At 72.4% G+C, this 12,852-nt stretch carries 12 protein-coding genes; 7 read left to right on the plus strand and 5 right to left on the minus strand.

Annotated features, from left to right (window positions below):
- Positions 1–4: 4 nt before the first annotated feature.
- The 4 genes from HOO61_RS14530 to HOO61_RS14545 are packed head-to-tail and all read right to left on the minus strand — an operon-like array spanning position 5 to position 3,903.
- Positions 5–358: a lycopene cyclase domain-containing protein gene (locus HOO61_RS14530; RefSeq protein ID WP_216658910.1), complete on the minus strand. Its 354-nt coding sequence runs from the start codon at positions 356–358 to the stop codon at positions 5–7.
- A 7-nt stretch (positions 359–365) separates the two neighbouring features.
- Entirely contained in the window at positions 366–1,982 is a 1,617-nt protein-coding gene (crtI, locus tag HOO61_RS14535; protein ID WP_216658911.1) for a phytoene desaturase family protein, read from the minus strand.
- Positions 1,979–2,863: a squalene/phytoene synthase family protein gene (locus HOO61_RS14540; protein ID WP_172259563.1), complete on the minus strand. Its 885-nt coding sequence runs from the start codon at positions 2,861–2,863 to the stop codon at positions 1,979–1,981. The genes crtI and HOO61_RS14540 overlap by 4 nt, the downstream gene beginning before the upstream one ends.
- Positions 2,860–3,903: a polyprenyl synthetase family protein gene (locus tag HOO61_RS14545; RefSeq protein ID WP_172259565.1), complete on the minus strand. Its 1,044-nt coding sequence runs from the start codon at positions 3,901–3,903 to the stop codon at positions 2,860–2,862. The genes HOO61_RS14540 and HOO61_RS14545 overlap by 4 nt, the downstream gene beginning before the upstream one ends.
- Positions 3,904–3,996: 93 nt before the next feature.
- On the opposite strand from HOO61_RS14545, the gene HOO61_RS24555 reads away from it, so the two are divergent.
- On the plus strand, positions 3,997–4,851 hold the full coding sequence (locus HOO61_RS24555) for a DICT sensory domain-containing protein (protein ID WP_301539045.1): 855 nt from the start codon (positions 3,997–3,999) through the stop codon (positions 4,849–4,851).
- A gap of 33 nt (positions 4,852–4,884) precedes the next feature.
- Positions 4,885–6,693 (plus strand): ABC transporter ATP-binding protein, encoded by a 1,809-nt coding sequence (locus HOO61_RS14555; RefSeq protein WP_367650185.1) that lies wholly within the window; start codon positions 4,885–4,887, stop codon positions 6,691–6,693.
- A 34-nt stretch (positions 6,694–6,727) separates the two neighbouring features.
- On the opposite strand, the gene HOO61_RS14560 is transcribed toward HOO61_RS14555, so the two are convergent.
- Positions 6,728–7,318 (minus strand): hypothetical protein, encoded by a 591-nt coding sequence (locus HOO61_RS14560; RefSeq protein ID WP_172259571.1) that lies wholly within the window; start codon positions 7,316–7,318, stop codon positions 6,728–6,730.
- A 165-nt stretch (positions 7,319–7,483) separates the two neighbouring features.
- On the opposite strand from HOO61_RS14560, the gene HOO61_RS14565 reads away from it, so the two are divergent.
- From HOO61_RS14565 to HOO61_RS14585, 5 genes are all read left to right on the plus strand, one after another.
- A complete protein-coding gene (locus HOO61_RS14565; RefSeq protein ID WP_172259573.1) occupies positions 7,484–8,464 on the plus strand; it encodes an SDR family oxidoreductase in 981 nt (326 codons plus the stop codon).
- Positions 8,465–8,539: 75 nt separating this feature from the next.
- Positions 8,540–10,507 carry a threonine--tRNA ligase gene (gene thrS, locus HOO61_RS14570; protein WP_367650209.1) on the plus strand — a complete coding sequence of 656 codons (1,968 nt, stop codon included), beginning with the start codon at positions 8,540–8,542 and terminating at the stop codon, positions 10,505–10,507.
- 9 nt (positions 10,508–10,516) lie between these two features.
- Positions 10,517–10,816 (plus strand): hypothetical protein, encoded by a 300-nt coding sequence (locus HOO61_RS14575; RefSeq protein WP_172259577.1) that lies wholly within the window; start codon positions 10,517–10,519, stop codon positions 10,814–10,816.
- Positions 10,813–11,973, plus strand: coding sequence for an aminotransferase class I/II-fold pyridoxal phosphate-dependent enzyme (locus tag HOO61_RS14580; RefSeq protein WP_172259579.1), 1,161 nt, complete (start codon positions 10,813–10,815; stop codon positions 11,971–11,973). The genes HOO61_RS14575 and HOO61_RS14580 overlap by 4 nt, the downstream gene beginning before the upstream one ends.
- Before the next feature lie 19 nt (positions 11,974–11,992).
- On the plus strand, positions 11,993–12,745 hold the full coding sequence (locus tag HOO61_RS14585; RefSeq protein WP_172259581.1) for a bifunctional 2-polyprenyl-6-hydroxyphenol methylase/3-demethylubiquinol 3-O-methyltransferase UbiG: 753 nt from the start codon (positions 11,993–11,995) through the stop codon (positions 12,743–12,745).
- The last annotated feature ends 107 nt before the right edge of the window (positions 12,746–12,852 follow it).

The following is a 12,852-nucleotide window of genomic DNA, read 5'->3' on the forward strand; positions in this document are numbered from 1 at the left end:
CGGGTCACCTCGCCTCCTCGCGCGTTCGCGCCGGCCAGGGGCGTACGCCGCGCCGGGCCGCGCGCACGCCCTCGAGCGTGAGCACCGACACGACCGGGATGACGACGAAGAAGGCGATCTCCTCCAGCGGCAGGCCGGCGAGCCGCCACGGGAGCGTCTGCTCCTCGTCGAACCACCAGTGCCCGACGTGCGTGGCCCACAGGTCCCACACCAGGAACGGCGTCCCGGCGAGACCGATCGTGAGCAGCAGCCGCCCCGGCTGCCGGAGCACCTGCAGCCGGAAGGCGGGCACCAGCGGCAGCGTGCCGGCGAGGCAGAACGCCAGCATGGCGACGTACGACCAGTGGGGCAGGCTCATCGGGCGATCATGCCTGCACCGGCAGGCTCGAGCGATCACCGGTGAGCCGCTTGAGCACGAGCTCGGCGCTGATCAGGCACATGGGCAGTCCCACACCCGGGACGGTGGTGGCCCCGGCGTAGAGCAGTCCGTCGACCTTCGCCGAGGTGTTGCCGGGACGGAAGAAGGCGCTCTGGCGCAGGGTGTGCTCGAGGCCCAGGGCCCCGCCGCGCCACGCGTGGTAGCGCGCGGCGAAGTCCTGCGGGCCGACGGTGTGGCGCACCCGGATCCGCTCGCGCAGGTCGGGGATGCCGGCCCAGGCGGCGACCTGGTCGATCGCGGCGTCGGCCGCGCGCTCGACCTGCTCGGCGCCGTGACCGTCGTCGCCGCCTGCGCCGATGGTGACGTCGGCCGGCACCGGGACGAGGACGAAGAGGTTCTCGTGGCCCGGCGGCGCCACCGACGGGTCGGTCTCCGAGGGCTTGCAGACGTAGACCGAGGCCGGGTCGGGGATCCGGGCGTCGCCGAAGATCGAGCCGAAGTTGGCCTTCCAGTCGGAGGTGAAGAACAGCGAGTGGTGCGGGAGCTGGGGCAGCGAGCCTTCGACGCCGAGCATCGCGAGGACGACGCCGGTGCCGGGGGAGCGGTCCTCCCACACGGGCTCGGGGTGGGTCTGCAGCTCCCGCGGCAACAGCGCGGTCTCGAGGTGGTGGAGGTCGCCCGCGCCGACGACGACGTCGGCGTCCATCGTGCGCGGCCCGCCGGGGGTGTCGTGCTCGACGCCGGTCACCACCGCGCGGCCGTCACGCTGCGAGGTCAGGATGCGGCGCACCTCGGAGCCGGTGTGCAAGCGGGCACCGTGGCGACGCGCCACGTCGGCGATCGCCGCGATCAACGTGGTGAACCCGCCCTGGGGGTAGAGCACCCGGTCGCCGAGGTCGAGGTGGCTCATCAGGTGGTACATGCTCGGAGCGCGGTCGGGCGAGGAGGCCAGGAAGACCGCGGGGTAGCCGAGGATCTGACGGATCCGCGGGTCGGTGAAGCGTGCGGCGACGTGGGACTCCAGCGAGCGTGTCAGCAACCGGCCCAGGGTGGGGGTGCGACGCACGACGTCCGGGTGCAGGAAGGCCGAGGCCGAGTCGAAGTTGGTGTAGAGGAAGCGCTGGAGCGCGACGTCGTAGGTCTCGGCCGCGCTGGCCAGGTAGGCGTCGAAGCGCTCGCCGGCCCCCGGTTCGAGGGACTCGAACAGGGCGCGGTTGTGCGCCACGTCGGGTCGTACGTCGACGGGGTCGGGGTGGCCCTCGAAGAACACCCGGTAGCTCGGGTCGAGCTCCACCAAGTCGAGCTCGGCCTCCGCGGAGGTGCCGAGGAGCTCGAAGAAGTGCTCGAACACCTCGGGCATGAGGTACCACGAGGCGCCGGTGTCGAACCGGAAGCCGTCGCGCTCGACGCTGCCGACACGGCCGCCGAGGTCGTCGTTCTTCTCCAGCAGGTCGACCGAGTGGCCACGCGAGGCGAGGAGCGCCGCGGTGGCGAGACCGGCGATGCCGCCACCGACGACGACCACGCGCTGCGGTCCACCGTCGACCGTCCGGCGGGGCATCGGCGTGAAGCGGCTGAGGCGTTCGGGCAGGCGGAGCGTCACGAGCGTCCTCCACGCAACGAGCCGGCCGCGAGGCGGAGCTTGACCGGGGTCGGGACCCGGATGCGGGTGCGCCGGATCTCCTCGGGCGACGCGGCGCGCAGGCGCTGGGCCAGCTCGGCGAAGGTCGCGTGGGCCGCGCGGACCGCCCGGCGGCTGCTCGGGGGCAGGTCGGGCACCACGGCCGCGGCTGCGCGCAGGTCCTCGTCGACGTCGTCGAGGATGCGGTCACGGTCGGCCTCGCAGAACGACTCGACGTCGAGGCCGGGGAAGTAGTCGCGGCGCAGGAGGTCGTGGTCGTCGGACAGGTCGCGCACGAAGTTGAGCTTCTGGAAGGCCGCTCCCAGGCTGCGTGCGCCCGGGGCGAGCCGCTCGTACTGCTGGTCGCGGTCGGGCCGTGCGTCGGGCGCCGCCAGGAAGGCGCGCAGGCACATCAGCCCGACGACCTCCGCCGAGCCGTAGACGTAGCGGTCGAAGGTGTCCTGCGTGTGCGACCGGGTGTCGAGGTCGGTGCGCATGGAGGTGAAGAACGGGGTGACGACGTCGGGCTCGATGCCCACGGCGATGGCCGTGCGCGCGAAGGCGTGCACCACGAGGTTGCCGCTGTAGCCGGTCCGCATCGCGTGGGCAACGTCGCCCTCGAGCCAGTCGAGCATGGTGGCCCGGGCGGACCGGTCCAGCGTGGGGTCGGGGTTGTCCACGATCTCGTCGGCCACGCGCACGAGCGCGTAGATGTTGCGGACCTGGGTGCGCACCGGCTCGCCGAGCAGGCGCGAGGCCAGGCCGAACGAGCTGGAGTACTCGCGGATGACGATGGCCGAGCTCGCCTCGGACACCGAGTCGTAGAGACTGCGAGGGGCGCCGCGGCCCACGAAGAGCGTCATGCCGCGACCTCGCTGCCGTCGGCCAGGACCGCCGGGCGGACGGCCACGCCGTCCAGCAGGTCGACCGGGATGCCGAGGCCGTCGAGCACCGTGCGCGCCTGGCTGAAGTGACGCTCGGCGAGGTCCTCGACGAACCGCCGCGAGCCCGAGGCCACGAGCAGTGCCCGTGCCTCGTCGAGCTCCTCGTCGCTCAGCTCGCGGCCGAGGTAGCCCTGCAGCTGCAGCCACGCCGACGTCGTGCGGGCGTGCACCAGGAGCGGCGTCTGCTTGCGGGTGCGCAGGTCGCAGGTCGCGCTCTTGCCCGAGCGCGCGGGATCGCCGAAGACGCCGATCAGGTCGTCGGCGAGCTGGAACGCGATGCCCATCGCGCGCCCCACGTCGCCGAGGCGCGCGGTCGTCGCCGCGTCGGCGCCGGCCAGCACCGCACCGGCTTGCAGGGGGAGGGCGAAGGAGTACGCGCTGGTCTTCTGCGCCTCCATCTCCAGGCTCTGGGCGAGGGTGGCAGGGGCCAGGTCGAGCGAGTGGCGGACGTCGGCCAGCTCTCCGGAGGCCGTCCGGTGCAGAGCGGTGTCGAAGAGGTCGAGCAGCCGCTCGACGACCGGGGCCGGGGCGCCGCTCAGCGCCACGGCACGGACTGCGGCCGCGAGCGCGAGGTCGCCGGCCAGGATCGCGGCGGTGAGGCCGTAGCCGGCGGCGACCTCGGGGTCGGCTCCGTCGACACCGGCCAGGGCGCGGAAGGTGCCGCTGACGTTGGGGCGCCCGCGCCGCACGTGGTCGTCGTCGATGACGTCGTCGTGGATGACGAAGGCGGTGTGCAGCAGCTCGACCGCGGCCCCCACCTCCGCGGCGGCGCGGGGTGCCTCGCCGCCGAGCGCGTCGTGGATGGCCACCACGAGGGCCGGTCGGAACCGCTTGCCTCCCTCGGTGGCTGCGCACAGCGCCTCCCACAGGAGGGCATGGTGGGCGTCGATCGCGCCCGCGCGACGGCGGCCGCCCTCGAGGATCCGTGCCAGTGCCGCGTCCGTGTCGGTGCCGATCATCTGTGCCTCCCGCAGTTCGACCGTTCCTTGGTTGCCAAACCTATGCAACACTTCCAACTAAATCTAGGCACGATGCAAAGGGGTGGACAAGGTTTGGACGCATCTTCTCGCGCCACCCTCACGATTGGCGACCTGGCCCATAGGACCGGAGTACCCATTTCGACGCTCCGTAGCTGGGAGAAGCGCTACGGGTTCCCCGAGCCCCGCCGTCAGCCCGGCGGGCACCGGCGCTACATCGACGCCGACGTCGACGCCGTCCTCGACGTCCTGGCGCGCCGCCGCGGCGGCCTGTCGCTCGCCGCCGCCGTGCAGCGCGCCGAGACCCCGCAGGTCCGGACGGGGTCGGTGTTCGCCGAGCTCCGGCGGCTGCACCCGCTGCTCCGGCCGCAGGTGCTGTCGCGGCGCACGCTCGTCTCGATGAGCCACGCGATCGAGGACGAGTGCGCCGCGCGCGCTGCCGACCCGGTGCTCGTCGGCGGGTTCCAGCGCGAGCGGTTCCTCCGCGCCTCCTACGAGCGCTGGCGTGAGCTCGCCAGGACGGCTCAGGTCGCCGTCGTGTTCGCCGACTTCGACGGCCACGCCGCCGCCGCACCCCGCCGCGGCGTCCCGGTCGAGGTCCCGATCCCGCCGGACTCGCCGCTCAACCGCGAGTGGCTCGTCGTGTGCGACGCCGTCGACCTGCCGGCCTGCCTGGTCGCGGTCGAGCGGCCGGGTGGACGCACCGAGCCGCCCCTCGAGCGGACCTTCGAGGCCGTCTGGTCGGTCGACCCGCAGGTGGTGCGCGACGCCAGCCGCATCGCGACCGCTCTCGCCGACGACCTGCGTCCGGGCTGGCGCGACGCCGTCGACCTCCCGCCCCAGCCGGATCCGCCCGGGGCGTCCGAGGACCTCTACCGCGCGTCGTTGCTCTTCGACCGGATGGTGGCCTACATCGACGCGGCCCGCTGAGGCCGTCCGGTGAGGTCCACCTAACCTGTGCGGGTGCCCGAGCCCGCCACCCCCGACGCCGTCCAGCCGCTGCGAGCCCTCTGGCGCCGCTACGGGGCCTACCGGCCCCGGTTCGTGGGCGCCGTCGTCGCCTCGACGGTCAACAAGGTCGCCGACGTCGTCCCTGAGCTGCTGATCGGCGCGGCCGTCGACGTGGTGGTGCGCGGCGACGCGTCGTTCGTCGGCGAGGTCCTCGGCGTCGAGTCGCGCTACGCGCAACTCGGCTGGCTGGCGGTGATCAACGCCGTCGTGTGGATCGTGGAGTCGGTGAGCCAGTACGTCGCCAGCGTCCTGTGGCGCGGCCTGGCGCAGGGCGTCGAGCACGACCTGCGCGTCGAGGCGTACGACCACGTCCAGCACCTCGACCTCGGGTGGCACGAGAGCCGGCCGGCGGGCTCGACGCTCGCCACCCTCAACGACGACGTCAACCAGCTCGAGCGGTTCCTCGACGTCGGCGCGCCGGCGATCCTGCAGACAGCGCTCAACGTGCTGCTCGTCGGCGCCGTGTTCGCAGCAGCGTCGGGCCAGCTGCTCGTGCTGGCCTTCCTGCCCATCCCGCTGATCGTGATCGGCTCGCTGGTCTTCCAGCGCCGCCTCGAGCCGCTCTACGACCGGGTCCGGGTCGCCGTCGCCGACCTCTCCAGCACCCTCTCGTCCAACATCTCGGGCATCGCCACCATCAAGGCGTTCACCGCCGAGGACCGCGAGCGCGACCGCGTGGCTGCGGTCTCGCAGGCCTACCGCGAGGCCAACACCGACGCGATCCGCTCGTCGGCCGCCTTCGTGCCGCTGGTGCGGATGGCGATCCTGGCGGGCTTCACCTGCACGTTGCTGCTCGGCGGCTGGGCGACCCTGCGCGGCGACCTCGAGGTCGGTCTCTACTCCGTGCTCGTCTTCATGACCCAGCGCCTGCTCTGGCCGCTCACCGAGGTCGCCGAGGTCCTCGACCTCTACCAGCGCGGTCGCGCGTCGGCTGCCCGCATCCTCGGCCTGCTGCAGGTGCCGGTCACCGTGCCGGCCGGCGTCACGGCGCTCGAGCGCCCCGTCGCCGGTCGTGTCGAGCTGCTCGGCGTGCGGGCCGGCTACGCCGACGGACCCGACGTGCTGCACGGCATCGACCTGGTGGTCCCGGCGGGGGAGACCCACGCGATCGTCGGCTCCACCGGCTCCGGGAAGTCGTCGCTGCTGCGGCTGGTGCTGCGCTTCGACGACCCGCGTGCGGGGCGCGTGCTCCTCGACGGCCAGGACGTGCGCGGGCTCGACTGGGACTCGCTGCGCGGCTCCCTCGGCTACGTCGCCCAGGACGTCTTCATGTTCGCCGGGTCCATCGCCGACAACATCGCCTACGGCCGGCCTGACGCCACCCGCGAGCAGGTGCGCGACGCCGCCGAGTCGGCCGCCGCCCTCGACTTCATCGACGCGATGCCCGCCGGCCTGGACACCTGGGTGGGGGAGCGGGGCGTGACCCTCTCGGGAGGCCAGCGACAGCGGCTCGCCCTCGCCCGGGCGCTCCTGCGGGACCCCGCGGTGCTGGTGCTGGACGAGGCGACCAGCGCCGTCGACAACGAGACCGAGGCGGCGATCCAGCGCTCGCTGCGGCGCGCCACCGCTCGTCGTACGGCGATCGTGGTCGCCCACCGGCTCTCCACCGTCCGCCACGCCCACCGCATCTGGGTCCTCGACGCGGGCCGGGTCGTGGAGGCCGGGACGCACGACGAGCTGATCGACCGCGGCGGGTCCTACGCCGCCCTGTGGCAGGTCCAGACGGGCCAGCTGGCAGAGCAGGACCCGGTCGCCGGGTGAGGCGACCGGGCCCTGTCCGGATCGAGCGGAGCCTTCAGACCGCGACGGGCTCCAGCTGCGGCGCGGCCTCCGCGCGGGCGGTGCGACGCGAGTGCCTGATCCCGAGCTGGGCGAGGGCCAGGAGGACGAACGCCCCCAGGAAGGCGGCGATCGCGCCGTAGCCGGCGATGGTGCCCATCGTGGCGAAGGCGGAGCCGTAGAGGAGCAGCCCGCGCAGCGTGTTGCCCATGAAGAGCGTCTGGCGCAGCCCGGCCAGTGCCTGGCCCTCCTCGCTCGCCTTGGCCTCGTCGTCGAGGGCCAGGAACTCGCTGCTGACCTCCTGGTAGGTGCGACCGTCGCTCGCGGCGTTCATGTGGGCGAGGATGTAGTGGTCGGCGTAGGCCTTGGCCTCCGGGCCGGTGTCGAGCGCGCTGCCGGCGTACTCCTCGAGCGCGGCGGCGTCCTCGTCGGACAGGTCGGCGAGCGCGTCACCCTCGGGCATCGTGATGCCCTGCATGGTCAGCTGGTCGTGGACCTGGTCGCCGATGAACGCGTTGGCCCACGTCAGCAGACCGCCGGCGATGAGCAGGACCGCTGCGATGGCCACTCCCGTCCAGGAGACCAGCTTGTCGAGAAACGCGCGCATGATGTGCCTTCCGTCTGGGCGGGTCTCGGGTCGTCCCCGCCTCGTCCCCGACGTTAGGGATCGGAGCAGCCGGCGGGACGGGGCCAACGCACTCAACTCCGGAGGACCAAGGTCCCGAGCTGCGCGACGACATCTGATCAGGGCTCCACAGGGGTACCGGCGGGCATGCCGACCCACGATCATCCGCCGCGCGTCGTCCTCGTCACCGGTGCCTCCAGCGGCATCGGTGAGGCCGCCGCCCACCGCGTCGCGCGCCGCGGCGACCACCTCGTCCTCCTCGCCCGCGGCCGCGACGCCCTCGAACGGGTGGCGCGCGACTGCGACACGCTCGGTGCTGCCTCGACGACCGTGCTGCCCGCCGACATCAGCAAGGACGACGCGGTCGAGGCCGCCGTCGCCGCCGTCGTCGCGCAGCACGGCTGGATCGACACCGTCGTCGGCAGCGCGGGCGTGGTGGCCTACGGGCGCGTCGAGGACGTCCCGGCCGAGGTGTTCGACCAGGTCGTGGCCACCAACCTGCTCGGGTCGGTGAACCTCGCTCGTCACGTGCTCCCCGTGATGCGCGCGCGGGGCGCCGGCAACCTCGTGCTCGTCGGCTCGGTCATCGGGCACATCGCCGTCCCCGACATGGCGGCGTACGTCATCAGCAAGTGGGGCGTCCGTGCGCTCGTGCGTCAGCTCCAGGTCGACAACCGCGACTGCCCGGGCGTCCGGATCGAGTACGTCGCCCCCGGCGGCGTCGACACACCCATCTACCGGCAGGCAGCGACGTACGGCGACGCGGCCGGGCGCCCGCCCTTCCCGGTCACCAGCCCCGAGCGCATCGCCGGCCGCGCGCTCGACGTGGCCGACGGGCGGCGCAGCGGGGGCCAGGTCGGCCTCGCCAACGAGGTGATCCGGTTCGGCTTCACCGCCCTGCCGTGGGCGTACGACCGCCTCGTCGGTCCGCTGTTCTCCGTCGCCGCGCAGGACCAGACGGTGGAGGCGAGCCCCGGCCCCGGCAACGTGCTGCGTTCGCGCGAGGAGCACAACGCCCTGCGCGGCGGGCACGGCAACGCCCTGCTCGCCATCGGCGCCAACGTCGTCGAGCTCGCCCGGCGGCGGGTGCGGGAAACCGGGGTGAGTCGCTCGTCGTCCGGCCGATAGCATCGCGGGGGACATCCGTCCTGCACCTCACCCCTCCCTGAAGGAGCCCTCGTGTCCGACATCAAGGTCGTCCGCATCCACGCCGATCAGCGTGCGGAGACCACGGTCACGACGGGCACCAAGGCCTGGGAGCTGTTCCGGGACGACGCCGACGTCGTCGCGGCGCGCGTTGCCGGCGGGCTGAAGGACCTGGCGTACGAGCTCGCCGACGGCGACGAGGTCGAGGGCGTGGCCATCGACAGCCCCGACGGACGCGACATCCTGCGGCACTCCACCGCCCACGTGATGGCGCAGGCCGTGCAGCAGATCTGGCCCGAGGCCAAGCTCGGCATCGGTCCGCCGGTGGAGAACGGCTTCTACTACGACTTCGACGTCGAGACCCCGTTCGTGCCCGAGGACCTGGTCAAGATCGAGTCCGCGATGCGCAAGATCATCAAGGAGAACCAGCGCTTCGAGCGGCGGGTCACCACCGACGCGGACGCCCTGACCGAGCTCAAGGACGAGCCCTACAAGATCGAGCTGATCGGTCTCAAGGGCGGCGCCGGCGCCTCCGACACGGAGGGCGCGAGCGTCGAGGTCGGAGCCGGCGAGCTCACCATCTACGACAACATCGGCCGCAACGGCGAGGCCAAGTGGTCCGACCTGTGCCGCGGCCCGCACCTGCCGACCACCAAGCGCATCCCCGCGTTCAAGCTGATGCGCAGCGCGGCGGCGTACTGGCGCGGCGACGAGAAGAACAAGCAGCTCCAGCGCATCTACGGCACCGCCTGGGAGACCAAGGAGGCGCTCGAGGAGCACCTCCACCGCATCGAGGAGGCCGAGCGCCGCGACCACCGCAAGCTCGGCCGCGAGCTCGACCTCTACTCGTTCCCCGACGAGATCGGGTCGGGCATGGCGGTCTTCCACCCCAAGGGTGGCGTCATCAAGAGGGAGATGGAGGACTACGTCCGCCGTCGGCACCTCGAGGAGGGCTTCGACTACGTCGGCACCCCCCACATCAGCAAGGACGGGCTGTTCCACACCTCCGGCCACCTGCCCTACTACGCGGACACCATGTTCCCGCCGATGGAGATGGAGCACGCCGAGTACCGCCTCAAGGCGATGAACTGCCCGATGCACAACCTCATCTACCGCTCACGGCAGCGCTCCTACCGCGAGCTGCCGCTGCGATTCTTCGAGTTCGGGTCTGTCTACCGCTACGAGAAGTCCGGCGTGGTGCACGGCCTGACCCGGGTCCGCGCGATGACCCAGGACGACTCGCACTCCTACGTGACCGCCGAGCAGGCTCCGGCCGAGGTCGAGCACCTCCTGACGTTCGTCACCGGGCTGCTGCGCGACTTCGGTCTCGACGACTACTACCTCGAGCTCTCGACCCGCGACGACTCCAAGCCCGACAAGTTCATCGGCTCCGACGAGCAGTGGGCGACCGCGACCGAGGTGCTCGAGACCGCCGCGCGGAAGTTCGGCGTGGACCTCGTGCCCGACCCGGGCGGCGCCGCGTTCTACGGCCCGAAGATCTCGGTCCAGGCCAAGGACGCGATCGGCCGCACCTGGCAGATGTCGACCATCCAGTACGACTTCAACCAGCCCGCGACCGACCGCTTCGACCTCGAGTACGTCGCCGCCGACGGCACGCGTCAGCAGCCGGTGATGATCCACTCCGCCAAGTTCGGCTCGATCGAGCGGTTCATCGGCGTCCTGGTCGAGCACTACGCCGGCGCGTTCCCGCCCTGGCTCGCGCCCGTCCAGGTCCAGGGCATCCCGATCGCCGAGCGCCACAACGACTACCTCTTCGACATCGCGAAGCAGATGAAGGCGCAGGGGCTGCGGGTCGAGGTGGACGACTCCGACGACCGGATGCAGAAGAAGATCCGCAACGCGCAGCTGCAGAAGGTGCCCTTCATGCTGATCGCCGGCGACAACGACGTCGAGGCGGGGGCCGTGTCCTTCCGCTACCGCGACGGCCGCCAGGACAACGGCGTACCGCTGGCCGAGGCGATCGAGCGGGTGGCGGCGGCAGTCGCCTCGCGCGAGCAGGTCTGACCTGAGGTGGTGCGGGCGGGGGACGTCCTCGACCTGCGGTTCGAGCCGCGCGAGGAGCGCGGTCTGCGCGTCTTCGTCCGCGCCGTCTGGCAGGCGGTGACGCTCGCCGACACGATCAGCGGCAACGACGCGAGCGGGGCGGGCGGGTCGTACGTCGTCACCCGCCGCGCCGACCGCTCCGAGGTCGTACGCGTCGATGTGACCCACGACGAGATCGGCGCGACCCGCGCGCACCTCGAGGCCCAGCTCGCGGAGCTGACGCTCGAGGAGTTCACCGCCACGTGGAGCCGCATCGAGGAGCAGCCGTGATCGATCCCGACAGCCGACCCGTCGTGGACCTCACCGACGAGGAGGCGCGGCGCGCCCTGCCGCTCAAGTGGGGCACGGTCCCGCTCGACGTGATCCCCGCGTGGGTCGCGGAGATGGACTACGCCGTCGACCCGGTCGTCCTCGACGCGGTGCAGCGGGCGCTCGCCGACGGCATCACCGGCTATCCGCTCTTCGGCTGGGACCCCGAGCTCGCGCAGTCCTACACCGGCTGGTCGGAGCGGCACTTCGGCTGGGCGCCGGAGCCCGAGGCGGTGCACCCGGTGGTCGACGTGACGGCCGGGGTGCGGCTCGCGCTCGACGTGTTCAGCGGGCCGGGTGGCGTGGTGTTCCCGACCCCCGGCTACAACGCCCAGTTCGGGCTGGCGAGCATCACCGGTCGTGACGAGGTGCGCCTCGAGGTGCCGGCCTCCGCCGACCGGTGCGAGATCGACCTCGACCGGCTGGACCGGCTGTTCGCCGACGGGGCTCAGACGCTGATCCTCACGCAGCCGCACAACCCGTGGGGCCGGGTCTTCACCCGCGCCGAGCTCGAGGGGATCCGCGACGTCGTCGTACGCCACGGCGCGCGGGTCGTCAGCGACGAGATCCACGCACCCCTCGTGCTGCCGGGTGCCGAGCACCTGTCCTACCTCGCGATCGAGGGCACCCACGACCATGCGGTCGCCGTGGTGGCCGCGTCGAAGGCGTTCAACACCGCGGGCCTGCGGTGCGCGCAGGTCGTCGTGCCGTCCGCCGCGGACCGGGCCCTGCTCGCCAACCAGCCGATGGCGCGCAACGACTCCCACTCGCCGCTCGGCGCGGTCGCCGCGAGATCGGCGTACGACCTCGGAGACCCGTGGCTCGCCTCGCTCGTCGAGCGGCTCGACCAGCAGCGCGCCCTCCTCGGCGAGCTGCTCGCCACCCACCTCCCGGAGGTGCGGATGCGCCCGCTCGAGGCGACCTACCTCGCCTGGCTCGACGCATCGGCCTACGGCCACGCCGACGCCGCGGCCGTCGCCCTCGACCGCGGTCGCGTCAAGGTGAGCCCGGGGGAGTCCTACGCCCCGGGCACCCCCGGACACGTCAGGCTCAACATCGCCACCTCGCCCGGCCGGCTCACGGAGATCGTGAAGCGGCTGGCGAAGGCCTGGACCTGATGTTGCGAGGATGCACGTCATGAGCGAGCAGTTCTACTCGGACGCGCAGCTGTACGACCGGTTGTTCCCCGGTGGCGAGCCGGCCCTCGACTTCTACCGGGCCGAGGCCGACCGGCAGGGCGGGTCCGTCCTGGAGCTCGGGAGCGGCACCGGGAACAAGCTGATCCCGATCGCCGCCGACGGGCATCAGTGCACGGGCCTGGAGCTCTCGCCGGACATGCTCGCCGAGGCTCGGCGCAAGGCGGACGAGCGCGGCGTCGAGGTGCAGTGGGTGCAGGGCGACATGCGCGAGCTCGACCTGGGCCGGACGTTCGACCTCGTGGTCATCGCCGCCAACTCCTTGCTCCACCTGCACGACGCTGAGGACCTGGTGGCCTGCTTCCGGGCGGTGCGCAGGCACCTCGCTCCCGGGGCTCGGCTCGTCCTCGACGTGTACAACCCGAGCGTGCGCCTGCTCGCCCAGGCCGACGGCGTACGACGCAGGCGCGACGAGCTGTCGTTCGCGGACCCCGATCGCGGCGTGGTGCACGTGGACGTCGCGGGGACCTACGACGCGGCCGCGCAGGTCACTCGCGGGACGTGGTGGTTCTCGTCCGACGCCGAGGCCGACTTCCTCGTCGCGCCGCTCGAGATGAGGAGCATCTTCCCGCAGGAGCTGCCGCTGCTGCTCTCGCTCGGCGGTCTCCGGGTCGTAGAACGCTTCGGAGACTGGGCCCGTGGTCCGTTCACCGCTGGCGCGGCGATCCAGCTCTGCGTCTGCGAGGCGGACTGAACCGACTCGCGCGCCCCCAGCGCCGTTGGTCGAGCAGGGACGGAGTTCCGTCCTAGACCCCGAAGAAGGTAGGCCACGAACCCTCCACAGCCATGGCCACTGTCGGT

Source organism: Nocardioides sp. zg-1230 (assembly GCF_013155335.1).
Lineage (GTDB): Bacteria > Actinomycetota > Actinomycetes > Propionibacteriales > Nocardioidaceae > Nocardioides.

Excerpts from the sequence above, each read along its gene's own strand:
- HOO61_RS14540 (WP_172259563.1), bottom strand. The coding sequence starts at position 2,863 with ATGACGCTCTTCGTGGGCCGCGGCGCCCCTCGCAGTCTCTACGACTCG.
- HOO61_RS14565 (WP_172259573.1), top strand. The coding sequence starts at position 7,484 with ATGCCGACCCACGATCATCCGCCGCGCGTCGTCCTCGTCACCGGTGCC.
- HOO61_RS14545 (WP_172259565.1), bottom strand. The coding sequence starts at position 3,903 with ATGATCGGCACCGACACGGACGCGGCACTGGCACGGATCCTCGAGGGC.
- HOO61_RS14560 (WP_172259571.1), bottom strand. The coding sequence starts at position 7,318 with ATGCGCGCGTTTCTCGACAAGCTGGTCTCCTGGACGGGAGTGGCCATC.
- HOO61_RS14530 (WP_216658910.1), bottom strand. The coding sequence starts at position 358 with ATGAGCCTGCCCCACTGGTCGTACGTCGCCATGCTGGCGTTCTGCCTC.
- HOO61_RS14585 (WP_172259581.1), top strand. The coding sequence starts at position 11,993 with ATGAGCGAGCAGTTCTACTCGGACGCGCAGCTGTACGACCGGTTGTTC.